General features: G+C 60.6%; 25 protein-coding genes. 11 read left to right on the top strand and 14 right to left on the bottom strand.

Features of this window, described 5'->3' with window-relative positions:
• Window positions 1-66: 66 nt before the first annotated feature.
• Window positions 67-1,092, bottom strand: a complete 1,026-nt coding sequence (locus FHT87_RS05575) for a sugar ABC transporter substrate-binding protein (RefSeq protein ID WP_183726159.1) — start codon at window positions 1,090-1,092, stop codon at window positions 67-69.
• 151 nt (window positions 1,093-1,243) lie between these two features.
• Here FHT87_RS05575 and FHT87_RS05570 point away from each other — a divergent pair, with 151 nt between their 5' ends.
• Both FHT87_RS05570 and FHT87_RS05565 read left to right on the top strand, forming a co-directional pair.
• Window positions 1,244-2,233 (top strand): alpha/beta hydrolase, encoded by a 990-nt coding sequence (locus FHT87_RS05570; RefSeq protein ID WP_183800115.1) that lies wholly within the window; start codon window positions 1,244-1,246, stop codon window positions 2,231-2,233.
• On the top strand, window positions 2,205-3,221 hold the full coding sequence (locus FHT87_RS05565) for a GntR family transcriptional regulator (RefSeq protein WP_183800112.1): 1,017 nt from the start codon (window positions 2,205-2,207) through the stop codon (window positions 3,219-3,221). The genes FHT87_RS05570 and FHT87_RS05565 overlap by 29 nt, the downstream gene beginning before the upstream one ends.
• Window positions 3,222-3,243: 22 nt before the next feature.
• Here FHT87_RS05565 and FHT87_RS05560 read toward each other — a convergent pair whose 3' ends face one another.
• The 8 genes from FHT87_RS05560 to FHT87_RS31365 form a co-directional block, all read right to left on the bottom strand.
• Window positions 3,244-4,539 carry an amidohydrolase family protein gene (locus tag FHT87_RS05560; protein ID WP_183800109.1) on the bottom strand — a complete coding sequence of 432 codons (1,296 nt, stop codon included), beginning with the start codon at window positions 4,537-4,539 and terminating at the stop codon, window positions 3,244-3,246.
• A gap of 37 nt (window positions 4,540-4,576) precedes the next feature.
• A complete protein-coding gene (locus tag FHT87_RS05555; RefSeq protein WP_183800107.1) occupies window positions 4,577-5,521 on the bottom strand; it encodes an ABC transporter permease in 945 nt (314 codons plus the stop codon).
• Window positions 5,518-6,567 (bottom strand): ABC transporter permease, encoded by a 1,050-nt coding sequence (locus FHT87_RS05550; RefSeq protein ID WP_183800105.1) that lies wholly within the window; start codon window positions 6,565-6,567, stop codon window positions 5,518-5,520. Before FHT87_RS05550 ends, FHT87_RS05555 begins: the two co-directional genes overlap by 4 nt.
• Window positions 6,557-8,086, bottom strand: a complete 1,530-nt coding sequence (locus FHT87_RS05545) for an ABC transporter ATP-binding protein (protein WP_183800103.1) — start codon at window positions 8,084-8,086, stop codon at window positions 6,557-6,559. Before FHT87_RS05545 ends, FHT87_RS05550 begins: the two co-directional genes overlap by 11 nt.
• Window positions 8,083-9,531, bottom strand: a complete 1,449-nt coding sequence (locus FHT87_RS05540; RefSeq protein WP_183800101.1) for an amidase — start codon at window positions 9,529-9,531, stop codon at window positions 8,083-8,085. The genes FHT87_RS05545 and FHT87_RS05540 overlap by 4 nt, the downstream gene beginning before the upstream one ends.
• 12 nt (window positions 9,532-9,543) lie before the next feature.
• On the bottom strand, window positions 9,544-10,530 hold the full coding sequence (locus FHT87_RS05535; protein ID WP_183800099.1) for a BMP family protein: 987 nt from the start codon (window positions 10,528-10,530) through the stop codon (window positions 9,544-9,546).
• Window positions 10,531-10,664: 134 nt separating this feature from the next.
• Window positions 10,665-11,441, bottom strand: a complete 777-nt coding sequence (locus FHT87_RS05530; protein WP_183800097.1) for an SDR family oxidoreductase — start codon at window positions 11,439-11,441, stop codon at window positions 10,665-10,667.
• Window positions 11,442-11,473: 32 nt separating this feature from the next.
• Window positions 11,474-11,605, bottom strand: coding sequence for a hypothetical protein (locus FHT87_RS31365; protein WP_281411200.1), 132 nt, complete (start codon window positions 11,603-11,605; stop codon window positions 11,474-11,476).
• A 277-nt stretch (window positions 11,606-11,882) separates the two neighbouring features.
• On the opposite strand from FHT87_RS31365, the gene FHT87_RS05525 reads away from it, so the two are divergent.
• The 6 genes from FHT87_RS05525 (at window position 11,883) to FHT87_RS05500 (ending at window position 18,235) form a co-directional block, all read left to right on the top strand.
• A complete protein-coding gene (locus tag FHT87_RS05525; RefSeq protein WP_183726141.1) occupies window positions 11,883-12,866 on the top strand; it encodes an arabinose ABC transporter substrate-binding protein in 984 nt (327 codons plus the stop codon).
• A 69-nt stretch (window positions 12,867-12,935) separates the two neighbouring features.
• On the top strand, window positions 12,936-14,441 hold the full coding sequence (gene araG / locus FHT87_RS05520; RefSeq protein WP_183727247.1) for an L-arabinose ABC transporter ATP-binding protein AraG: 1,506 nt from the start codon (window positions 12,936-12,938) through the stop codon (window positions 14,439-14,441).
• A gap of 16 nt (window positions 14,442-14,457) precedes the next feature.
• Window positions 14,458-15,414, top strand: coding sequence for an L-arabinose ABC transporter permease AraH (gene araH / locus FHT87_RS05515; protein WP_183726139.1), 957 nt, complete (start codon window positions 14,458-14,460; stop codon window positions 15,412-15,414).
• A gap of 105 nt (window positions 15,415-15,519) precedes the next feature.
• A complete protein-coding gene (locus tag FHT87_RS05510) occupies window positions 15,520-16,293 on the top strand; it encodes a FadR/GntR family transcriptional regulator (protein WP_183726137.1) in 774 nt (257 codons plus the stop codon).
• 140 nt (window positions 16,294-16,433) lie between these two features.
• The gene (locus tag FHT87_RS05505; RefSeq protein ID WP_183726135.1) at window positions 16,434-17,138 is read left to right on the top strand and encodes a GntR family transcriptional regulator; all 705 of its coding nucleotides are present in this window, start codon (window positions 16,434-16,436) and stop codon (window positions 17,136-17,138) included.
• A 155-nt stretch (window positions 17,139-17,293) separates the two neighbouring features.
• The gene (locus FHT87_RS05500) at window positions 17,294-18,235 is read left to right on the top strand and encodes a dihydrodipicolinate synthase family protein (protein ID WP_183800094.1); all 942 of its coding nucleotides are present in this window, start codon (window positions 17,294-17,296) and stop codon (window positions 18,233-18,235) included.
• A gap of 102 nt (window positions 18,236-18,337) precedes the next feature.
• Here FHT87_RS05500 and FHT87_RS05495 read toward each other — a convergent pair whose 3' ends face one another.
• Entirely contained in the window at window positions 18,338-18,691 is a 354-nt protein-coding gene (locus FHT87_RS05495) for a helix-turn-helix transcriptional regulator (RefSeq protein ID WP_183726131.1), read from the bottom strand.
• A gap of 50 nt (window positions 18,692-18,741) precedes the next feature.
• Complete coding sequence (locus FHT87_RS05490) at window positions 18,742-18,942, bottom strand: hypothetical protein (RefSeq protein ID WP_183800092.1); 201 nt, start codon at window positions 18,940-18,942, stop codon at window positions 18,742-18,744.
• 86 nt (window positions 18,943-19,028) lie between these two features.
• On the opposite strand from FHT87_RS05490, the gene FHT87_RS05485 reads away from it, so the two are divergent.
• Window positions 19,029-19,580 carry a hypothetical protein gene (locus FHT87_RS05485; protein ID WP_246698036.1) on the top strand — a complete coding sequence of 184 codons (552 nt, stop codon included), beginning with the start codon at window positions 19,029-19,031 and terminating at the stop codon, window positions 19,578-19,580.
• Window positions 19,577-19,804: a hypothetical protein gene (locus FHT87_RS05480; RefSeq protein WP_183726127.1), complete on the top strand. Its 228-nt coding sequence runs from the start codon at window positions 19,577-19,579 to the stop codon at window positions 19,802-19,804. Before FHT87_RS05485 ends, FHT87_RS05480 begins: the two co-directional genes overlap by 4 nt.
• On the opposite strand, the gene FHT87_RS05475 is transcribed toward FHT87_RS05480, so the two are convergent.
• Complete coding sequence (locus FHT87_RS05475) at window positions 19,770-20,828, bottom strand: LysR family transcriptional regulator (protein WP_183726125.1); 1,059 nt, start codon at window positions 20,826-20,828, stop codon at window positions 19,770-19,772. The two genes, FHT87_RS05480 and FHT87_RS05475, sit on opposite strands and share 35 nt — an antisense overlap.
• 361 nt (window positions 20,829-21,189) lie before the next feature.
• Between FHT87_RS05475 and FHT87_RS05470 the strand changes: the two genes are divergently transcribed.
• Window positions 21,190-21,456, top strand: coding sequence for a hypothetical protein (locus FHT87_RS05470; RefSeq protein WP_183726123.1), 267 nt, complete (start codon window positions 21,190-21,192; stop codon window positions 21,454-21,456).
• Between the two features lie 396 nt (window positions 21,457-21,852).
• Here FHT87_RS05470 and FHT87_RS05465 read toward each other — a convergent pair whose 3' ends face one another.
• Both FHT87_RS05465 and FHT87_RS05460 read right to left on the bottom strand, forming a co-directional pair.
• A complete protein-coding gene (locus tag FHT87_RS05465) occupies window positions 21,853-22,335 on the bottom strand; it encodes a DUF302 domain-containing protein (protein WP_246699564.1) in 483 nt (160 codons plus the stop codon).
• Window positions 22,336-22,398: 63 nt separating this feature from the next.
• Entirely contained in the window at window positions 22,399-23,604 is a 1,206-nt protein-coding gene (locus FHT87_RS05460) for an MFS transporter (protein ID WP_183726121.1), read from the bottom strand.
• Window positions 23,605-23,694 lie beyond the last annotated feature (90 nt).

Raw genomic sequence — 23,694 nt, 5'->3', positions numbered from 1 at the left:
CGTTAAATGGAAGTGGGTAACGTGGATAATCTGGGGCGAGGCCTGTTCGGCCTCGCGCCATTTTCCTCACTTGCAGGAGAGGTAGGTGTCCTTGAAACCAGCCTGCAGCTTCTTCGTCAGCGCCTTCAGGTCGTCCTTATAGCTGTCGACGTTCTTGGCGGAGATCAGCAGCGTGCCGGAATCGACGAAATGCGCCGTCTGCGGCGTTGCGATCCACGGGGCGTCGGCCTTCACGCTGCAGCCTCCTGCCATCTGGTCCAGCACATAGGCGCCGATATAGGCCTGGCCATAGGGGTTCTGCGCCATCGTGCCGGCGACGAAGCCGTCACGAATGCCGTCCAGGATGATCTTGTCGTCATCGATGCCGACGAGCTTGATCTTCTTGTCACCGAGGTTCTTGAGTGCAGTCGCGGCCACCACCGAGGAAATGTATCCGGTGGCAATCAGCCCGTTGATCTTGTCCTTCTGCGCAGCGAGCAGCGCGTTGATCTTCTGGTCGCCCTGTTCCTGGCTATCGGTATCGCCGACCGTCTGCAGCAGCGTGACGGCGCCGTTCGTTTCACCGACTGCCTTTTCGACGGCTTTGACGCGCAGCGTCGTGTTCGGATCGACGAGCAGGCCGGCCAGATGAACGATCGTGCCCTTGCCGCCCATGGCTTCGATCAGCGCCTTGGTACCGAGATAGGCCGACTGCGAAACATCGGTCGCCAGGCAAAGCCCGACATCGGTCGGATCCTGCGCGCAGCCGCCGAGCGCGACGGATGGAATGCTGTTGCTCTTCATTTCCGAGACCGTGGCATTGACGCCGACCGCATCGCCCGGAAAGACGCCGAAGCCGTTGGTGCCCTGTGCCGCGAGGCTCTCCAGAAGCTCGGTCTGCGCCTCAAGCTTCCATTCGCTCGGCACTTTGTACTCGACCGCGGCGATGCCGAAATCCTTCACGGCATCAGCTGCAGCCTGTTCCCAGGGCGCGAAATAGGGGTGCGGACCACCCGGAACCAGGGCGATCTTGTTATCCGAGGCGAAGGCGCTGAGCGGCGCAACTGCCACGGAGCATGCAAGGCCTGCAGCAACGAAACTGCGAATTGTCATGACATCCTCCCGTTTTGGGCAAGTCCGGTCCTCTTCCAGCATTGCCATATCCAATCGCTAACACGATCGAATATCGCATGCAATATTCGATTATTGACTTTCTTGTCATCTTCCGTTTCCATCGCACCGGGCAATCGACAGGGAGGCGTTGATGGAGCCGCAAGAGAAACAGGCACATGTCGACCGATCGAGACTTCTGCCGGAATATCGGATCATGCTGGAGGAGCAGGACGCGCTTGGCGGAGCTGTGATGGAGACGCTCCCGCCACAGCAGGCACGCGCCGATTCCGAGATGCGGCTCGCCCTTCATTGGGGCGAAAAGGACAAGGTCTCCGGCATCGACGATCTCGAAATTCCAAATGGCGATACCAGGTTGAAGGCGCGGCTCTATCGCATTGCTGGAAGGAAGCGGACCATTCTGTTCTTCCATGGCGGCGGCTGGATGGTGGGCAGCATCGAAACTCATGACGGTCCCGTTCGGGCGCTCGCCAATGCCGCCCGCGCCAATGTGCTGTCGGTCGAATACCGCAAGGCGCCGGAAGCGCCGTTTCCGGCCGCTTTCGAGGATGCTGAAGCGGCACTTCTCTGGCTTCAGGAGAATGGTGAGGCGCGGGGGCTCGAGGCAGGCAGGCTGATCCTCGCAGGCGACAGCGCGGGCGCAAGCCTTTGCGCATCTCTTGCGATCCGCGCGCGCGATCTTGGCGTCGGGCTTACGGGGCAGGTCCTGGTCTATCCGGCGACCGATCTTTCGGGCACGACCGCAAGCCGCATTGAGTTCGCAAGCGGTTTTTCGCTCCATCAATCGACGATGATCTGGTTTGCGGAAAATTATCTCTCCGGCGAAACGCCGCCTGCTGATCCCCGGGTCTCGCCGCTGCTGGCGAGCAACCTCGCGGGTCTCGCGCCGGCCTTGCTGATCACCGCCGATCACGATCCGTTACGGGATGAGGGCCGTGCTTATGCACAGCGTTTGATTGCCGCCGGAAATGACGTCTGTTACGAGGAGTGGCAGGGAACCATCCATGGTTTCTTCATCATGGATCGCGCAGGCAAGACCGCCCGCAAGCTGATCGGGCGCATCGGGGAATGGGCAGAGAGCCTCTGGAACAGACATGACGATGCCGAGCGAGGTGGAGACTGAAGCCGCCGCTGCGGCTGTTCGGTCGGAGCCGATCTATCTGACGATCTACCAGGTTCTACGCGACCATCTGGAACGGCGCGCGCTGACGCCGGGCCTCGTTCTCGGCCAGGCCAACGTGGCGCGCGCTTTCAATGTCAGTCGTATTCCGGCAGGAATCGCACTGGCCCGGCTCCTGTCCGAAGACCTTATTCAAACCTTCGAAGGGCGCGGCTACATCGTGCCCGGCGGCGATCCGCAGCGCGGTGACCTTTTTGCGGCCGGCCTCGACCTGCCGCATTCGCTCACCGTGCCGGTCGTCAACCGCCGGGAGCAGATCTATCCGGAAGTCGAGCACGCCGTTGCCGTCTGTCTTGCCTATGGCCGTTTCCTATTGAACGAAACGGCGCTGGCCCAGCATTACGATGTCAGCCGCACCATCGCCCATGAAGTGCTGACGCAGCTCGAACGCAGCGGTGTCATCGAGCAGGACAGCAACAACCGATGGTATGCCGGGCCGCTCAGCGCCAAGGTTTTCCGCCATCACTACGACATGCGCCGTCTGCTGGAGCCGGAGGCCCTGCGCCAGGCCTATCCCTTCCTGCAGATGGAAGGCCTTGAAGAGCGCCGGCAAAGGCTGAAAGCTCTCGGCCCCTATCCGCAGGCGCCGGAGAGGCTGGAGCAGGCTGAAGCCGACCTGCATCTCGATTCACTCGCACCCTGCCCCAACACGGTGCTTCTTGCAGCCGTACGCCGAAGCCAACGCGTCCTCATCGCCACCCACTCGACCTTCGCCAAGCTTCGCACTGAAGCGGAAATTTCGATGATGATATCAGAACATACGCGTGTCTATGACGCGCTTCTGGCCGGCGGTATCGACGAGGCCTGTGCCGCACTCGCCGATCACTTGCGCCGGGCGCTCGACCCCAACCTGAAGATCCTCCAGCACCTGCCTGCGATGCCCGCGGGCCTGACGCCACCCTATCTGATCCAAGTGAAGGGCGAGCGCTGAGCGTGCCCACTTAAAAGGAGCCTCATGCGTTGGGGACGCTCGGCGCATAGGCTGCGCCGTCGACCATTGCCGGACGTCCATCGAGATGCAATTCACTGATACGCGGCGCCGACCGCGCGATGATCTTGCCGCGGCGGATGACCGCAAGCCGGTTTGGCTTCAGCCGCAGCGCTTCCAGCGGATCGCGCGCCTGCAGGATGACGAGATCGGCATTCTTGCCCTTTTCCAGTCCGTAGCCGTCGAGGCCCATGGTCTTGGCCGAATTGACGGTCAGCGCATCGAAAATCTTCTTCTTGTCCTCGATGCCAGCCATCTGCGCCACATGGATCGCCATATGGCCGACCTCCAGCATGTCGCCGGAACCCATCGAGTACCAGGGATCCATAACGCAGTCATGGCCGAAGGAAACGTTGAGGCCCGCCTCCATCAGCTCGCGTACCCGCGTCATGCCGCGCCGTTTCGGATAGGTGTCGTGCCGGCCCTGCAGCATGATATTGATCAGCGGATTGGGGATGACGTTGATCTTTGCCTCCGCCATCAGCGGAATGAGCTTGGAGACGTAATAGTTGTCCATCGAATGCATCGATGTCAGGTGCGACCCGGCGACACGGCCCTGCAGGCCGAAGCGGACGGTTTCGGCGGCAAGCGTTTCGATATGGCGCGACATCGGATCGTCGGTCTCGTCGCAATGCATGTCGACGGGCAGGCCGCGATCGGCAGCGATACGGCAAAGGGCGGCAACCGAGGCCGCACCATCGGCCATGGTGCGCTCGAAATGCGGAATGCCGCCGACGATATCGAGCCCCATGTCCAGCGCACGGTTCAGCGCCTCGACGCCATTTGGCGCACGATAGTAGCCATCCTGCGGAAAGGCGACGAGCTGCAGGTCGATATAGGGAGCGACTTTCTCGCGCACCTCGATCAGCGCCTCTGCGGTCACCAGCCGCGGATCGCTGGTATCGACATGGCTGCGGATATGCAGGAGGCCTTGGGAGACGGCAAGATCGCAATAGCGCAAGGCCCGCTCCACCAAAGCTTCGCGCGTCAGGATCGGTCGAAGCTCGCCCCAGAGCGCAATACCTTCGAGAAGCGTGCCGGAGCGGTTCATGCGCGGCAGACCGAGGGACAGCGTCGCATCCATGTGAAAATGCGGGTCGACGAAAGGCGGGCTGACGAGCCGCCCAGTCGCATCGATCTCCTCGGCGGCCTCGGCCTCGATCTTGGCTGCGATCTCGGCGATCCTGTCCTTCTGAATAGCGATATCGATGCCGCTGCGGCCATCGGGAAGATTTGCGTTTCGGATGATCAGGTCAAACATGGCGGCACCGGTCTGTTGTGGAACTGGGAATTGGCAATCAGCGCTCGCCGCGGCGATAGGGCTGCATGAGCGCCTGCGGAACGCGGGCACGTCGCGCCATCACGGCGAGTGCGGCAATCGACAGGAGATAGGGCGTCATCAGGAAAAGCTGATAGGGAACGACGCCTCCGAGTACGGTCTGCAGCCTGAGCTGGAAGGCATCGAAGAAGGCAAAGAGCAAGGCGCCTAGGAGGGCGCGACCCGGCCGCCAAGAAGCGAAGACGACGAGCGCGATCGAAATCCAGCCGCGTCCCTGAACCATGGTCGGAAAGAAGCTGTTGAAGGCAGAAAGCGTCAGGAAGGCGCCGCCGACGGCCATGATTGCGCTTCCAGCAATGATGGCGCCATAACGGATCCTGATCGGATCGATGCCTTGTGCTTCCGCCGCATGCGGGTTTTCGCCGGTCATACGGATCGTCAGGCCAAGCGGCGTGCGGAAGATCAGATAGCCCAGAATGACGGCAAGCAGGATGGCAAGGTAGGTCGGCGCAGTCTGGGCAAAAAGGGCTTGGCCGAGGAAAGGCACGCCGGAGAGGACAGGAATGTCGAGCGGTTGGAACGGTACGATCGTCGGCGGTGTACCGGCAAGCGGCACGACCAGGCGGAAGATGAAATAGCTGAGGCTGGAGGCAAAAAGGGTAATGCCAAGGCCTGTGACATGCTGTGACAGACCGAGCGTCACGGTCAGAAGCGCATGCAGCAGGCCGAAGATCGCGCCGGCGAGTGCTGCGACCAGAATCCCGGTCCAGAGATCAGCGCCGTGAAAGACGGCAAGCCAGCCGATCATCGCCCCGAAGGTCATGATACCCTCGATACTGAGATTGAGCACGCCCGCCCTTTCGCAGAGAAGCGCGCCGAGCGTGCCGAAGATCAGCGGTGTCGCAATGCGCAGCACGGCAGCCCAGAGGCCCGCGGATGAGACAATGTCGATCAGAGCCATCATCTGCGGATCCTGTATTGAGTGAAGAACAGGGCAATTAGCATGGTCAAAAGCGAAACAGCGACCGTTACGTCGGCGATATAGGTGGGTATGCCGAGCGCCCGGCTCATGCCGTCGGCGCCGACGAACATGGTGGCGGTGAAAAGTGCTGCGGCAATCACGCCGATCGGGTGCAGGTTGGCGAGCATGGCGACGATAATGCCGGAATAGCCGAAGCCCGGCGACAGATCCGTCGTCACGTAGCCTTTCACGCCCATTACCTCGATCGCGCCGGCAAGGCCCGCCAGGCCGCCGGAAAGGCAGGCGACCTTGACCAGCGTCATGCCGAGCGGCACGCCGGCAAACACGGCGCCGGCAGGATTGAGACCGGCAGCGCGCGAGCGCAGACCGAAGACCGTGCGTGACTGGAGGAAATAGACGGCAAATGCGATGGCGATGGCGATGATGAAGCCGACATGCAGGCGTGAGCGCGCCACCAGCTTCGGCAGCAGCGCGTGATCGCTGACCGGCATGGATTGTGGCCAGCCGAAGGCCAGCGGATCCTTCAGCACGCCGTCGATCAGCATGGAGACGAAGAGCAGGGCGACGAAATTCAAGAGCAGGCTGGTCACGACCTCATCGACGGAAAAGCGCAGCCGGAGCCAGAGCGGCACAAGGATCAGCACCATGCCGGCGACGGCACCCGCAATCAGCAGGGATGGAATCAGGAGCACGGCCGGCAGCCCCGCCAGCAGTTTGGAGCCGAGCGCGGCAACAGTGATGGCGCCGAGATAGAACTGGCCCTCGGCGCCGATATTCCAGAGACGTGCCCGAAAGGCGACGGCTGCGGCAAGGCCGGTCAGCATCAGGGGTGTCGCCCTTGTCAGCGTCTCCGTGGCCGAAAGCCGCGTACCGAAGGCGCCGGTCAGGATACGCCAATAGGCCTCGAAAACGGGTGCACCGGCAAGTGCGATGAGGACACCGGAAATGGCGAGCGCTGCTATGACGGCAGCGACAGGGGCTGCCACGACCAGATAGAGCGGGCGATGATCGCGGCGTTCAAGACGCATGCTGAGCCTCGGACGTCCATTCGCCTGACATCATCAGGCCGAGTTTTCTGGGATTGGCGGTTTCCGCATTAACCGGCAGCGACAGGCGCCCCTTGACGATTGCCTGGATGCGATCGGCAAGGCTGATCACCTCGTCCAGATCCTCCGATATCAGAAGCACGGCCGTGCCCTCCTTACGTGCCTGCAATATGCGGGCGTGAACGGCGGCAACAGCGCCTTCATCGAGCCCGCGTGTCGGTTGCGCCGCAATCAGGATCTTCGGCCTGTCATGCAGGTTGCGGCCGAGGATCAGCTTCTGCATGTTGCCGCCCGAGAGAAGCCGGGTGCGCGTCGCCGGTCCGCCACCACGAATGTCGAATTCGCCGATGATTTCCTGGGCGAAGGCCATGCCGGCCTTGCGGTCGACCAGTCCGTGGCGCGAGAAGCGCGGTGAGGCGATGCGCTCCAGCACCGCGTTTTCCCAGACGGCGAGTTCGCCGATCGCGCCTTCCTTGTTGCGATCCTCTGGAATGCGGCCGATGCCGGCGTCGATCAGGCTTTCGACGCTGGTCTCGGCGATGGCTTGCCCGAACAGAAGGATCTCGCCACTGCTCCAGCTGGTCAGGCCGCTGACGAGATGGCTGAGTGCCGTCTGGCCATTGCCTGAGACGCCGATAATACCAAGCGTTTCGCCGGCGTGAAGCTGCAGGCTGATGTCCTTCAGCCGCTCCTGGCCGCTATCGCGAACGGTGACGCCGACCGCTTCGAAGACGACCTCGCCGGGTGTGGACGCCTCGCGGACCGGGCGGGTTACCCGCCTGCCGACCATGAGTTCGGCAAGCTCCGCCTTGCTGGTTTCACCGGTCAGCCGCTCGGCGACGACCTTTCCGCCGCGCAGCACGACGACGCGGTCTGCCGCACTGATCACCTCGTCCAACTTGTGGGAGATGAAGATCAGCGAGAGATCCTGCCGAGCCATTTCCCGAAGCGTCTGGAAGAGACGTTCCGCCTCGATATTGGTGAGCACCGCCGTCGGTTCGTCGAGGATCAGGATGCGGGCATCGTTATAGAGCGCCTTGAGGATTTCGACGCGCTGCTGTTCGCCGACCGAGAGGTCGCCGAGCCGGGCATCGGGATCGACCTCGAGGCCGAAGCGGGTGGCAATCGACAGGAGCTTGGCGCGGCCGGTGGTCTTTTCCGATTTCCAGGACCAGAGCTTTTCCGTTCCCGTCATGACGTTCTCGAGCACTGTCAGGTTCGCCGCCAGGGAAAAATGCTGGTGTACCATGCCGATGCCGGCGTGGATCGCCGCACGTGGCCGGCCGGCCGGCAACTCGTTGCCCTCGATATGGATCGTGCCCGTATCCGGCACGTAATGGCCGAAGAGAATGCTCATCAGCGTCGTCTTGCCGGCGCCGTTTTCGCCGAGGAGCGCCAGCACTTCGCCCTTGGCGAGGCTCAGCGAAATATCGTCATTGGCCTGGATCGCTCCGAAACGCTTGCTGATACCGTCGAGCTGGAGCACGGGAGCTGATGTCATGAGGCAAGTCCCACAATGGCATGGGGGTGGATCCAACGTTGCTCTGCTTCCAGCCGCGAGGCAAGGGCAAGCAGCAGCGGTTCCCGGCCCATCGGCGCCAGCAACTGCACGGGCAGCGGCATTCCGTCCGCATCGCTTCCAAAAGGCAGTGTCAGCGCCGGAAAGCCGGAAATATTGGCAAGGCAGGCGAGCGGCGCAAAGCGCGCCATGCGGTTCAGATGCAGGTCCGTGTCCTGATGGTCGGTCGGGAAGGAGCCGATCGGCAGAGGGGCTGTCGCAAGCATCGGCGTCAGCAGGCAGTCGATGCCGTCGAAGAGCCGCCAGAGGTCGTGGCTGACATGCGGCATGGCGCTGAGGCTCTGCCAGAGAGCGGTTGGCGCAAGCGCCGCCCCGCGTGCCGCGAAGGCGGCCGTCAGAGGCTCGGCCTTTGAAAGGTCGAGCCGCAGGCTCTCGGTGAGCCATGCCAGATTGATGGAAATGATGTCGGCGAAAATGGCCGCGCTCGTGGTAACGCTCGACGCAAGGCGCTGCCATTCGATCGTGACGATCTCATGCCCATCCTGTTCGAGGCTCCGGGCTGCGGCTTCCAGGGCTTGCTGCCTTGCTGCTTTGGTCGGCAGGTCGCTGCCGGTATCCGTCAGCAGGCCGATGCGAAGGCGGGGCTTTTCACCGCTGTCGAGAGCGGGTGCCGCATAGGGACCGTCTGGGTTTCCATACAGGGCGTCTAAAATTGCCCCTGCGTCGCGAACGGAACGGCAGATCGCAAGCTCACTGGCGATGCCGCCGAGATGATTGCCGAAGCCCGGACCGCCGGGCATGGCGCCACGACTGGGTTTCAGGCCAACGAGACCGCAGCAGGCGGCCGGCACGCGGATCGAGCCACCGGCATCCGTCGCATGAGCGATTGCGACGATACCCGCTGCAACCGCCGCCGCTGCACCGCCGGACGAACCGCCTGCGGTGCGGGACGGATCGAGCGGATTGCGGCAGACAGGCCCACGCGCCGGTTCGCTTGCAAGCGAAAGACCGACTTCCGGGCTGGTGGTGAGGCCGAAGAGGCTGAAACCGGCCTGACGGAAACGCGCCGCAAGATCGGAATCGGCCGATGCATCGAGCATTCCGTCGAAGAGCCTTGAGCCGGCATGGACGGCAAGTCCTTTGAACGGGCCGCCGAGATCCTTGGCAAGCGTCGGCACGCCGGCAAAGGGCAGGGCGGCGAAGCGATCCGGCTCATCGCGGCGCTCGCGATCGAGGGCGGCAGCATTCTCGATGCCGAGGGCTGCGTCGAGATAGCAGATGGCGCCCAGGGCTTCATTGGCCCTGGCGGCGGAAATCGCCTTCTTCATCGCTTCGGTGCAGTCGAATGCGCCGCTCCTGATCCGGGCGGCGAGCGCAATCGTGTCGCCGCCCGGTACCGAGCCCTTGCTTGCATCAATCCCGTTCATGCGGATGCCGGCTTACTTGGGCTCCTCGGGCATGATCGGCACTTCGAAGGCGCCGGACTTGATGGCGGCGCGTTTGGCTTCCATCGCCGCTTCGGCCTCTGCCGGTGCGATGCCCTTGACATAGACGATATCGCTGCCGCCTTCCTTCATCAGGCCGAAGCGCGTGTAGTTGTTGCCGGTCGGCTTGCCGGCCTTCACGTCGGCTATCGCCGCATTGAGGATCGGGCGGAAGCCCCAGATGGCGTTGGCAAAGACCGTATCCGGATAACGCGGCGTATAGTCGATCAGCGAACCGACGGACTTGATGCCGCGCTCCTTGGCAGCGTCAGCCGTGCCGATGCGCTCGCCGAAGAGAATGTCGGCGCCGGCATCGATCTGGGCAAGGCCGGCTTCGCGCGCCTTCGGTGGATCGAAGAAAGTGCCGATGAAGGCGACGAGGTGCTTGGCATCCGGGCGGACTTCCTTCACGCCGGCGGCAAAGGCATTCATCAGCATGTTGACTTCGGGGATCGGCAGCGCGCCGACCGAGCCGACAATACCCGATTTCGTCATCTTGCCGGCGAGCATTCCGGCGAGATAGGCGCCGTCGTGATTCCAGGTACCGAAGACGCCGAAATTGTCGCCGGACGGTTCGCCACTGGAGCCGAGCATGAAGGCGGTCTTCGGATAATCGGCGGCCACCTGGCGGGCTTCACGCTCCACGGCATAGGCCTCGCCGACGATGAGTGCTGCGCCCTGTTCGGCATATTCGCGCATGGCACGCGGATAGTCGGTGCCCGAGACGCCTTCGGAGAAGACGTATTCGATCACACCTTCGGAAGCGGCATCCTGAAGCGCCTTGTGCAGACAGGAATTCCAGGCGTTTTCGACCGGCGAGGCATGGATGCCGGCAACCTTCAGTTTTTCCTGTGCCCAGAGCTTGGGTGCAAAGGCGGTTGCACCGAGCGCCATGCCGGAAGCGAGCACCGTGCGGCGAGACATAATGATCTGATTTTTCATGAGTTCCCCTCTTTTTACCAGATGGATAAAACTCTATGGATCGCCCAAAATTGTGTCAAGTAATGCTGCTGCGCAAAAACTAGACAATAACAGTGTGCGCCGCACTTTAGGACTCTGGCGAGAGGCGGAAACGATCACTGGTGTTGCATGACGCTCAGGCCGCCGTCGATCGTCAGGCAGGTGGCATTGATGAAGGTGCATTCATCCGAGATCATGAAGACCGCCGCCATGGCGATTTCCTGCGGGGTCGCAATGCGCCCGCCCGGATGCAGCTTCATCGTCTCAGCCTTGGCCTTTTCCGGGTCGGGGAAACTGTTCCAGTAGTCGATGACCTTCTGGGTCGAGACGTAGCCGGGCGCAATCGCGTTTACACGCACATGCTGTGGGGCATATTCGATGCCGAGCGACTTGGTCATGCCGAGTAGCGCATGTTTGGCGAGCGGGTACGGAAAGGTGTGCGGGATGATGGTGAAGGCGTGGGTCGAGGCGATATTAAGAATGACGCCGCCGCCATCGGCGATCATCTGCGGCAGGACGGCACGGCAGCAATGCCAGGCGCCCTTGAGATTGATATCGAAGCAGCGCTGCCATTCTTCATCCGTTGCCTGCAAAGGCTCGGCAAAGACGTTGACGCCAGCATTGTTGACGAGGGCATTGATGCTGCCGATCTGTTCCCCTGCCTTGGCCACAGCAGCCTTTATGGCGGTAGCATCGGTGATGTCGGCCGCCTGATAGCCGAGCATCGTGCCTTTTGCCGCAAGCTGCGCGGCGGTTTCTTCGAGGAGTTTCTCATCGCGGTCGACCAGGAAGAGGCGCGCGTCTTCTGCGGCAAAGGCCTCGGCGATGGCCTGGCCGATCCCTTGCGCGGCACCTGTAATGAAGACCCGTTTTCCGGAAAGGCGGTTTGGCATCGTCTACTTCCTCTTATGCTCTTTCTCGATGATCAGGAATTTCCTGCGGCTGCAGCGGAGGACAGCGCATCCCGACCTTCTCGCATCCACGAAAAATGAAGGACCAGCCCGATCGGCGATACATGAGCCGAAAGTGGCCCGTCCTGCAGATCGATGATGGCCATGAAGCGATGCTTTCCCCAAGAGATCGAGGCTGATCCGAACTGTGGCGGCACCCTATTATCGGTCGACTAAATGTCAATATATATAGGATTTATTTTCGTCTTCGACGGCGTTGTCGGCTCGCTCTCGACCTACGGCTTGGCGTTTCGGTGATTTTATGCGGGCTTTCATGGTGGATTCGCATAAATAATCATACATAAATATTGACTGGTATGATGTTTGTTCCTATTCAATGACTGCCGCCGATGAGCGGCAGATCGAGATTTAGGGAGAGAGATTATGCGCTTCGTCAAAGCAGCCATCCTCGCTGGCGCCTTTGCCGTTCTGGCCGCCGGCTCCGTCTTGGCAGAGGACGTCAAGATCGGTTTCATCGTGAAGCAGCCGGAGGAGCCCTGGTTCCAGGACGAATGGAAATTTGCCGATCAGGCCGCCAAGGAAAAGGGTTTTACCGTCGTCAAGATCGGCGCCGAAGATGGCGAAAAGGTCCAGTCGGCGATCGATAACCTCGGTGCGCAGGGTGCCCAGGGCTTCATCATCTGCACACCTGACGTCAAGCTTGGTCCTGGCATTGTTGCCAAGGCCGCTGCCAACCAACTCAAGCTGATGACCGTCGACGACCGTCTGGTCGATGCCGACGGCAAGCCGCTGGAAGATGTGCCGCATATGGGCATTTCCGCCACGAAGATCGGCGAAGGCGTCGGCCAGGCGCTCGTTGACGAGATGAAGAGGCGCGGTTGGGACATGAAGAATGTCGGCGCGATCCGCGTCTCCTACGATCAGCTTCCGACGGCTGTCGACCGTGTCGAAGGCGCGATCTCGGTTTTGAAGGCTGCCGGCTTCCCGGCCGAAAACATCTATGACGCGCCGCAGGCAAAAACGGACACCGAGGCAGCGCTCAACGCCGCCACAACTGTTCTCAACAAGCATGCCGATGTGAAGTACTGGATCGCCTTCGGCCTCAACGATGAAGCTGTGCTCGGCGCTGTGCGCGCATCGGAATCGGTCGGCATTTCCGCCGACAACATGATTGGCGTCGGCATTGGTGGTGCGGAATCGGCAATCAATGAGTTCAAGAAGCCGTCTGCGACCGGTTTCTTCGGCACGGTCATCATCTCGCCGAAGCGTCACGGTTATGAAACCGCGCTCAACATGTATGACTGGATCGCCAACGACAAGGAGCCGGCAAAGGTGACGCTGACGTCAGGTTCGCTGGCGCTGCGCGGCGACTATGAAAAGGTTCGCAAGGACCTCGGCATCGAATAATCATCCCTTGGTGATGATTTCATCCCGGCGGCCCTTCAAGCCGCCGGGCACATTCTCGACGGAGCGATGATGGCTTTCCTCGAATTCAAGACCATTTCCAAGGGTTATCCGGGCGTCCAGGCGCTCTCCAACATCTCCTTCGGCGTCGAAAAAGGCGCCGTGCACGGGCTGATGGGCGAAAATGGCGCCGGCAAGTCCACCTTGATCCGCGTGCTCTCCGGCGACCAGTCTGCCGATGAAGGCAGCATTCTCATCGATGGCGTCGAGCAGAAATACAGCTCCGTCCGCGATGCCTTCCACGCCGGCGTGATCGTCATCCATCAGGAGCTTCAGCTCGTCCCGGAACTGACCGTCGCCGAAAATCTCTGGCTCGGCCGCTTTCCCGGCAGGGCCGGCGTCATCAATGGCAAGACGCTGATCGAGACGGTTCGCGCCAAGCTTGACGAGATCGGCATTGACGTCGACCCTTTCGCAAAGGTCTCCTCGCTGCCGATCGGTGCCCGCCAGATGGTGGAGATCGCCAAGGCCGTGATGCTCGACGCGCGGGTGATCGCGCTCGACGAGCCGACCTCCTCGCTCTCCTCGCGTGAAAGCGAAATCCTGTTTTCCCTCATCGGCAAGCTGAAGGCCAAGGGTACGGTCATTATCTATGTCTCGCACCGCCTTGATGAGATCTTTCGTCTCTGCGACAGCCTGACGGTTCTGCGCGATGGTAAGCTTGCCGCCCACCATCCCGATATCGGCAAGACGACACGCGAGCAGATCATCGCCGAAATGGTCGGCCGCGAGATCGCCAATATCTGGGGCTGGCGCGAGCGGCCACTCGGCGATGTCCGCCTTGAGGTCAAAACCCTGTCCGGCTCAAAGCTCCGCAATCCGATCAGCTTCTCCGTTCGCAAGGGCGAAATTCTTGGCTTCTTCGGCCTGATCGGTGCGGGACGAAGCGAAATGGCGCGGCTGCTCTATGGCGCAGACCACCGTCATCAGGGCAATGTCGCGATCGATGGCGTTGCCGTTTCACCCAACAATCCGAAGGCCTCGATCAATGCCGGCATGGTTCTCTGCCCGGAGGACCGCAAGTTCGACGGCATCATTCAGGGACGCTCGATCGAGGAGAATATTGCGATCTCCTCACGCCGGCATTTCTCTCCATTCGGCGTGCTGAACTCGAAGAAGGAAGCTTCGATCGCCGACCAGTTCATTGCCAAGCTTAGGGTTCGCACGCCTTCGCGCAAGCAGGACATCATCAATCTCTCCGGCGGCAACCAGCAGAAGGTCATCCTCGGTCGCTGGCTTTCGGAGCAGGGCGTCAAGGTGCTTGTCATCGACGAGCCGACGCGCGGCATCGATGTCGGCGCCAAGTCGGAAATCTATGAAATCCTCTATGAACTTGCTGCCGGTGGCATGGCGATCGTCGTCATTTCCAGCGAGCTTCCCGAGGTCATGGGTATCTCGGATCGCATCATGGTCATGTGCCAGGGTCGTGTGGCCGCCGATGTGGAGCGCGCCGATTTCGACGAACGCAGCATTCTGACCGCGGCGCTGCCCGACAAGAATGTCGCCGGTACAATCTAATTCAGGAACTGTAGTGATGAACGCGTTGAAAAAAATCCTTCTCGGCGAACAGGGGCTGGTGGTGATCTTCGCGATCGCCTTCGTGATCGTCTCGATGACCGTTCCGAGCTTCCTGACCGAACGCAACATGCTCGGCCTGCTGCAGTCGGTGGTGACGATCGGCATCGTCGCCTGCACGATGATGTTCTGCCTTGCCTCGCGGGATTTCGACCTTTCCGTCGGCTCGACGGTCGCCTTCTCCGGCATGATTGCCGTCATGGTGTCGAATTCCACCGGCTCTATTCCGCTTGGCCTGCTGGCGGCTCTCGTCTGCGGCAGCATCGTCGGCTTTGTGAATGGTGTGGTCATCGCCCGCTTTCGCATCAACGCACTGATCACCACGCTTGCGACCATGCAGATCGTGCGCGGCCTGGCGCTGATCGCTTCTGATGGTCGCGCCGTCGGCATCAACGACCCCGCCTTCTACCAGCTGGCGCTGTCACGCTTCCTGACGGTGCCGACGCCGATCTGGATCATGGTGCTGCTCTTCATCGTCTTCGGTTTCGTTCTGAACCGCACCGTCTTCGGCAAGAACACGCTGGCGATCGGCGGCAATCCTGAGGCCTCGCGCCTTGCGGGCGTCAATGTCGCTACCATGCGCATCTGGATTTTTGCCCTGCAGGGTCTCGTCTGCGGCATCGCCGGCATTCTGCTTGCCTCGCGCATCACATCCGGTCAGCCGAATGCGGCGACCGGCCTTGAGCTCTCCGTCATCTCGGCCTGCGTGCTGGGCGGCGTGTCGCTCGCCGGCGGCCGCGCGGCGATGACCGGTGTGATCGTCGGCGTGCTCATTATGGGCATTGCCGAAAATGTCATGAATCTGCTCAACATCCAGGCCTTCTATCAATATGTGGTGCGCGGTCTTATTCTCCTGATCGCCGTCCTGCTCGACAACATGCGCTCGTCGGCCGCGAGACGCGGCAGCCGCGCGTGACGATCAGATTTCTTGGGAGAAGCCTGCTGAGCCTGCAGTTGTAGATTGAAGCTTGAGCGAGGCGCCGCCCATGATGAAAACAAGACCAGTGGCACGGGGGACGTGATGAGTACGCGATCGGGACTTCTGCGAACGGGAAGTGCGGCGACCAAGCCTGAACAGGGACGGCGCACCGTGCGCGAGGAGCTGTTGAAGAAGCTCATCGGGCAGATCGTCTCCGGCGATATTGCCGAAGGCTCGCTTCTGCCGAACGAGGCGGAGCTTTCCGAACTCTATGGTGTCAGCCGCACCAGCCTCAGGGAGGCGATGCAATATCTGTCGGCCCTCGGCATGGTCCGTTCGCGCACGCGCGCCGGCACCAGCGTGCTGCCCCGCGAGAACTGGAACTATCTCGATCCCCTGGTCCTCGATGCGACGCTCGAATTCAGCGATGACCGTGGCTTCTACGATTCGTTGCTCGACGCCCGCCAGCTGTTGGAGCCGGCCGCTGCTGCACAGGCCGCAGCCAATGCGACGGCCAGGCAGCTTGCCCAGATCGCTGAAGCCTTCGAGGACATGGTGGCGGCCAATGCCCGTGACAACGAGGCCTGGAGCCAGGCGGACCTCGAATTTCATACCGCCATTATCAATGCCAGCGGCAACTGGGTCTTCCGTCAGTTTGCCACCGCCATCCGCGCTGCTTTGCTTGCAAGTTTCCGCCTGACCAACCGGGCGAGCCAGAGCCACGACTATGCGATCGCCCGGCATCAGGACGTGTTGGACGCGATCCGCATGCGACGGCCAGATGCGGCGCGTTTTGCGATGGAGCAGCTGATCGGCACAGCGCGGATGGAATTGAGCGATGCGTTGCGCGTCGGCAAGCCGGGAAAACGGGAATAGGCACCGCTGCCTCTTGTCGAGGCAAAAGGGAACATTCAAAATTTCATCTGCCGACAGAAAGTATATAAGGTTTGAAGTTGTCCAGCGGATTCGCTAGTAAACTGAGTATCAACTCGGCTGCTTGAAAGGACGATGAAAGCGTGGACGAGACCGAAAAACTGCAAACACACCGGCGCGGCTCCGGCGTATCGACGGTCTATGAGACGCTTCGAAACGAGATCATCGAGCTGAAACTGCCGCCCGGCAGCCCGATCGACGAACAGCAATTGTCCGATCGTTTTGCGCTGTCGCGAACGCCGATCCGCGAAGCGCTGGTGCGGCTTGCCGCCGAAGGGCTGATCACGACGCTGACCAACCGCGCGACGATCGTCTCGAACATCGATTTCCTCGGCCTGCCGGAGTTTTTCGATGCCCTTACGCTGATGTATCGCGTCACCACCCGGCTTGCGGCCACCAATCACACCGAAGGGGATATCGCCGCCATCCGTGTTCAGCAGAAGGCCTTCGAGATAGCGGTCACCAATCGCGACGTGCTCGGCATGATTTCGACCAACCGCGACTTCCATATCGCGATCGCCCAGGCCGGTCGGAACCGATACTATGTCGAGCTCTTCACCCGGCTGCTGGACGAGGGACGCCGCATCCTGAGGCTCTACTATTCCTCCTTCAACGATGTCCTGCCGCGCCAATATGTCGGCGAGCACGAGGAGATGATCCAGGCGATCATCAATCGCGACGTGGCGCGCGCCGACAGCCTGGCATCTGCTCACGCTGATCAGATCGTCGGCCAAATCCGCTCTTACATCACTGCCGATTCCCGCCAGACCGCCGGGTTGGCGCTCTAGTCGCTACAAAACTCTTGCGCCGCCGGGTAAACGCTTCGTCGAGCGTCGAAGGAAAATTGCGCTTTGTATTTTTATTGTCGACAAGAAGTCGGCAAGGTGTTAAATGCCTCATCAACCCCATGTCCGGGGAGTTTTAAGATAACGAGAGATTGGCGATGACTGGTTCCGTATTCCAAGGCTGCATCCCGGCGCTCATGACGCCCTGCAACGATGACCGTACCCCTGACTTCGACGCGCTTGCTCGCAAGGGCAAGGAACTGATCGACCTCGGCATGTCCGCCGTCGTCTACTGCGGTTCGATGGGCGACTGGCCGCTGTTGACGGACGAGCAGCGCCAGGAAGGCGTTAAGCGCCTCGTCGAGGCGGGTGTTCCCGTCATCGTCGGCACCGGTGCCGTCAACACTAAGTCGGCTGTTGCCCATGCCGCGCATGCGGCCGCCGTCGGCGCCAAGGGACTGATGGTCATTCCGCGCGTCCTGTCGCGCGGCTCGTCTGTCTCGGCCCAGCGGGATCATTTCTCGGCGATCCTCGAGGCTGCAAAGGGCCTGCCGGCAGTCATCTACAACAGCCCCTATTACGGCTTTGCAACGCGCGCCGATCTCTTCTTCGATCTGCGTTCGCGCTTCTCGAACCTCGTCGGCTTCAAGGAGTTCGGCGGCAAGAGCGACATGACCTATGCGGCCGAAAACATCACGTCGGGCGATGATGCGCTGACGCTGATGGTCGGCGTCGACACCGGCGTCTATCACGGCTTCGTCAATTGCGGTGCAGGCGGCGCCATTACCGGCATCGGCAATGCGCTGCCGAAGGAAGTCCTGCATCTCGTCTCGCTCTGCGAAAAGGCAGCAGAGGGCGATGCCGTTGCCCGCAGCGCCGCACGCGAGCTCGAAGAGGCGCTGATGGTTCTTTCGACCTATGACGAAGGCCCGGATCTGGTGCTGCACTACAAATATCTGATGGTGCTGAATGGCGAGATGGAATACACGCTGCACTTCAACGAGACCGACAAGCTCAGCGACTCGCAGCGCCGCCACCTCGAAAACCAGTATCGCCTGTTCAGGAACTGGTACGCCGTGCGTTATCCGAACGCGGCTTGAGACTATCAATGATCTCCAGGCCTCGCAGCTTGCCTGCGAGGCCACTCGCAGCAAGTACGGCCTCGTCAGGTCAACGCTGTGCCGAAGCCAGCCGGATTGCCTTCAGTTCGCCACATCGGTGACGGTCAGGGAGTGGATCAGCATCGTCAGGTTGCGGCGGATCTTCTCATCGGAGATGCGCCCGATTTCCTCCGCAAGATAGGCCGCCTCGTCCTCGACACCCGCGCCCGCCTCCGTTTCGATGCCGTTGACGAACCAACCGGCATCCACCTTCATGAAGCTGCACAGCCGCAGCATGACCGCAACGGACAGACGGTTTATACCATTCTCATATTTTTGAATCTGCTGAAACGCGACACCGATATGCGCGGCCAGTTCGCTCTGGGTGACGCCACGAGCGGCACGCACGGAGCGCAGCCTTTGGCCGATTGCCAAATTCAGTTCCTGATCTTTCATGCCTATCCTTGAGAATACTTCCGGAAATCGTCAAATCTTGTGGATTGTCTTTACATGATCGGCTTTTGAGATCCACCTCCATCGGTCAAAAGCGTCAGTTGTTCCTTGAGTTGCCGCTGTTCTGTCTCGGAGAGGCGGGCGATCTCATTTTCGACGAAGCTCGCAATGGCCCTCGGGTCGTCGCCGAACCGACGTGCCCCTTCGGCACAGAGAGCGATGATGGTTGCCATCGGATCGGCAGGGTCCGTCATTTTTGAAATCCCCCCTGAAATCTTCGTCCTTCGCGCGGCTCGCATTCTGGAGTTGAAGTGGGTTGCACAGACAACGAGGCCGACCGATGGTGAACAAATATCCCAATCTTCGATGCCAAGTCGCAACCACCCCGGACCATGTTCGGGATGCGATGATCTTGAGAAGCATCTGCTTTGTCCATGAGCACGGTATCTCGCCCTCCTTCATCTTCGATGGCAATGATCACCAGGCCACGCATTTCGTCTTTTATGATGGCGAAGAGCCGGTCGGCTCCCTTCGCATTCGTTGGTTCGCCGATTTTGCCAAGTATGAACGAACCTGCTTCCGAGAAAAGTACCGACACCCTTTTACGGTTAAGCGTTGCATTCAGATGACGTTCGATCACGTGGCGCGCAAGGGCTATACGAAGGTTCTGACCCAAGCCGAGCAGCGCCTCGCGCGGTTGTGGACCATTTTGTTCGATCTGGAGATCGTCGACGGCCCCCCGGTAGAGATCGCCGGCCATCCGGAGCCTTATCTGACCGTTGTCGGCACAATTCCCGCCTCGTCTGACCCGATTACGATGGAGAGCAGCAGTGCTTTGCTGTTGCGTGTCGAAGGCCAATGGGACGCACCGAGTTCGTTTGAGACAGCATGACCATGGCAGATTTGCGAAACGCGGGTGACAAGTCCGCAACAGCGGCGCTGCAGGAGGAAATCCTGACCCGCACGAAACTGCACACCGAAATGGTGCGTCGTCTCATCAACGATCCGACAGTGCAGCCGGTCGAGCTTGCCGGCTTCCTCGAGGATGTCGCGAATGCCTATCTTTCGATCTCGGAAGAGCTCAGCCAGATTGTGAAGGCGGCGGAGGAGCGATAGTTTCAAGCATCTTGCGCAGGCTTTCTTCCTGCTCGTGCCGTCCGGACGGGAAGGTCAATCCAGTCCCGAATGACGGATTGGTCCTGAAAACATCGACGATCCAGTCATAGACGGCGGCAACCGGTCTCGATTGCCTGCGATTGGCAACGGAAATCAGGTAGATCGGCAGAGCGACATGAACGCCGAGTTCAAGCGGCACGAGTTCGGGATCTGCAAGAACATAGTTGCCGAGCAGCCCGACGCCGGCGCCGTTTCGAACGAGCGCATAATAGGCGAGCGAGTTCTCGCAGTTGTGGGTCTGGTGGCCGGCGTGAACGAGACCGCGCCAGCCGTTCCAGATCTCTCGGTCGGAGTCATAATAATTGCACTGCACATAGACATGCTGGGAAATGAACTGCCGCTGCGGAACGCCGGATTTTTTCAGATAATCACGGCTGGCCACCGGAATGAGATGAAGAGTGCCGATCTCGACACAATCGACATCCGCTCTCGAGATCGGAGACAGCGAGATCATCAGGTCGGCCTGGTTCTTCTCGAAATTGACCAGCGACACCTGTTCCCGGATGTCGAGATTGAGGCGCGGATAGCTGTCGTTCAGCCGGGGTACCGCAGGAGCGACGATGGCGACGGCAAGGCCGGAGGTCACGCTGACGGCGACCCGCCCGGTGACGGCATCCATCTCATCCTTCAGGTCGTTGGAAAGGGCGAACAACTGAAAATCCAGTTCCGCGACCTGGATGGCGAGCTTGCGGCCGGTTTCCGTCAGGGTGACGCCGGAAAAGGTCGAGATGACAAGTTGCGAACCGATCTGGTCCTGGAGGCGCTTCACATCGCGGCTGACGGTGGGCGCGCTGGTGCCGAGCAGTTCCGCGGCTTGAGCAAAGGAGGGGCTTTTGGCGACCGCCAGAAAGGTTCTGAGCTCGCGCCAGATCGGCCGCGAAAGCAGGCCCCTGATTTCAAGTGGCGATTTGTCCAGATCGGCGCGTTCGCTGCCGAACGGAAGAGGAGGGAAGGGTTTATTCACGACCGCCTCGCGTATTAGTGGAAGCGTAACAATATACTTAGTCGGGGATTGCGGGCAATTGCTGAAGAACGGCAGCTCATCGGTGCTGAGAAGTCGCAGTTTAACGATCGCAAGAGCCGATTTTGATCGCTGGCCTAACCAGAACTACTACCAATGAGATGTTTAATCCTATTGCAGAGGTGTCGCCAGTGTACAGCATTTTCGGTCTTTAAATCGATCCAGTTGGATCGTTTACGCAACTCATAGGGTGTGTTAGCGTTTTCCGCGGGCAAGATCCGATTCAACATTCCGTTTCGGGAACGATGCAGGCAGACCCGCTCGATCTCGGAACCTCTGCCAAGCTTGGAGGCAAATTAAGGCAATGGCCGACGCAATTCCTGACGTGGTTGACAGCTATGAGCCGGTGGGATTCCTGCGGCTCTTCCGCCTCATCTCCGCAGCAAGAGACAGTGCTTCATCATTGCAGCTCATGGATCTCGTGCGCCTGATGGATATGGCGCTCATGCAGACGGCGCTAGACTGGGACGGCCTTGATGCTGAAAACCTGGATGAGCGCGCCTTCCTGAACCTCATCCGCGAGAAGCAGCAAATCGCCCATCAGACGCATATCCACCCTGTTTCAAATTGATTGGCGTGATTACAGACGGGATTGCAACCCGCCCATACAGCCAGCGGGAATCCCATCGGACAAAAGACTAACGAGAGCACTCGTGTGGCACGGTTGAGCCGAGCCGAAATGGAATGTCCGATGGCTGCATTCGATGACCTATTCCCAAGACTGGGCGATAACCGCTATCTGGAAACTCGATGAACACGGTGCGCTTTTCACAATGAAATCAATATGCGATTACTTCAGCAGCAGCACACGCTGGTTCGATTCCTTTCAACTGCACGCCTTACGACCGATGGGTCGGTCTCAGGTTTATTTCCGTGAAGGCCAGGGTGTGGGATGAGAGGCTTGCCGCATCGTTTCGCAATGAGGAGGAAGTCGATCCCACCTCATTGCTGATGCATCGTCGCAAACTCACTGACGGACCGGCGCCGTCACCGCTTTGATGACCTCGGACGCCATCTTGAACTCCTTCTCGCGGCTGGTGATGCCATGGCGGTGCGCGATCCAGTCAAAATCTGTATAGGCGACCCGAACGGTCCCATCCTTCGTTTGGTAAACGAGAACCCGGACGGGCCAATCGAGCCCGGCCACCGGGTTGGCGGTGATGAACGTCGTTCCGAGCGCCGGATTGCCGAACAGGATGAGCCGCGAAGGGCGGACCTGGTTGCCGGCCGCGGTACCAAGCGCTGCTTGATCGATATCGTCGAACAGCATGATGCCCTTCTCGGCGACGCTGCCTTTGATCTTTCTGACGGTCTCGTCGACCGAATAGCGGCTTTCCAGAACAACGACACCATCACGGGTACCTGCCTGGACGACGGCGGCCGGTGCCGACAGGATTATTCCTGTCAATGAAAGTACCGCCATGAAAAATAGGCTGATCGTTCTTTGCATGTCACTCTCTCCTTGAGGTTGGCAGGGTTGCATTTTCAAATCGTTGCCGGGTTCGAGCGGGGCCTATCGGGGCGGCGCGTTCAGGGAACCTGCGAGCAGCATTGCTGCGCCGAGTGCCGCGACCAGCACGTAGACGCAGGCGTTCCAGCCGAAGTGGTCGTAGACCTGGCCAAGGACCAGGCTGCCGATCATGCCTCCGGTATAGTAGGACGCCAGATAGATGCCGCTGGCTCCCGCCTTGTCGCTCATGGCACGCCTGCCGACTATACCGGTCGCTATCGCCTGCGCGAGGAAGGTGCCGACAGCCACTAGCGTCAATCCGAGCAGGATGATCGGCAAAAATGTGCTGAGAAGCGATACGAGCCCGACGACAGCGATCGCCAGGGTCAGTACGGTTCCGGTGGCCGGCCCGATATTGGCTGCGAGCCTGCCGGCGAAAGGCGTGGTCAGGATCGAAGGGAGGAAGACGAGATAGACGAGGCCGAGCGCCATCGGCCTTACCCCCAACGCGACGATCTGAAAGTTGACATAGGTATAGGTGCCGATGAAGACGAAGAGGATGAGGAAGCCGATAATAAAGACGCGGCGCAGATCCGGATCGGCGAGATGAACGTCCCAAATGCGCATGGTGAGGCTTCCCCGAGCATCGGTCCTCATCATGCCGGCCGTTCTTTTGAGCGTGATCCACACCAGGACGGCGCCGAGGAGGTTGAGGGTGGCAAACATCAGAAAAGTCACCGAGAGGCCGCCAAGGCCGGCAACGGCGGCAGACAGCATCCGGCCGAAGAGATTGCTGGCGACATTGCCGGTGACATAGGCGGCCAGAGCTCCGGCGGCTTTGCCGGCGGAAAAGTGCTCGGACAGGTAGGCGGCCGTGAGCGTGAAGGCCGTCGACATGCAAAGCCCCTGGAGCACCCGTAGCGCTGCGAAGACGATGATGTTGTCGGTAAAGGCCAGAAGCGTCGTTGGAACTGACAGGACCGCGAGGCTGATCCAGATGCCCTTGCGCCGATCTAGGCCGCTGCCGAAGAAGGCGACGAGCAGACCGGCGACGGCCATGCCGAAGGTGCTGGCGTTGACGGCGAACCCCATCGTGGCGCGGCTGACCTGGAACTTGTCGACGAGGGAAGGCAATACGGCTTGCGCCGCGAAGAGGTCGACCAAGGTCAGAAAGGCGATGAGCGCGATCAGTCCAAAGCGCCAGCTGTCGGCGCAAACGACCTTGCGCGCGTGCACGGACGGCCCGAGCGGCTGTTCGATATCGGTCATTGCGTAATCCTCCGGGGACCATTCGGCGTTTCCCTGCAAGCGGGAAACGCCGCGAGCGGATAAGGGCTTGCTTCTGATAGTAAGGCAGCT

The organism is Rhizobium sp. BK316 (genome assembly GCF_014193695.1).
Classification (GTDB): Bacteria; Pseudomonadota; Alphaproteobacteria; order Rhizobiales; family Rhizobiaceae; genus Rhizobium.
This window is presented reverse-complemented; position numbering and strand designations above follow the sequence as displayed.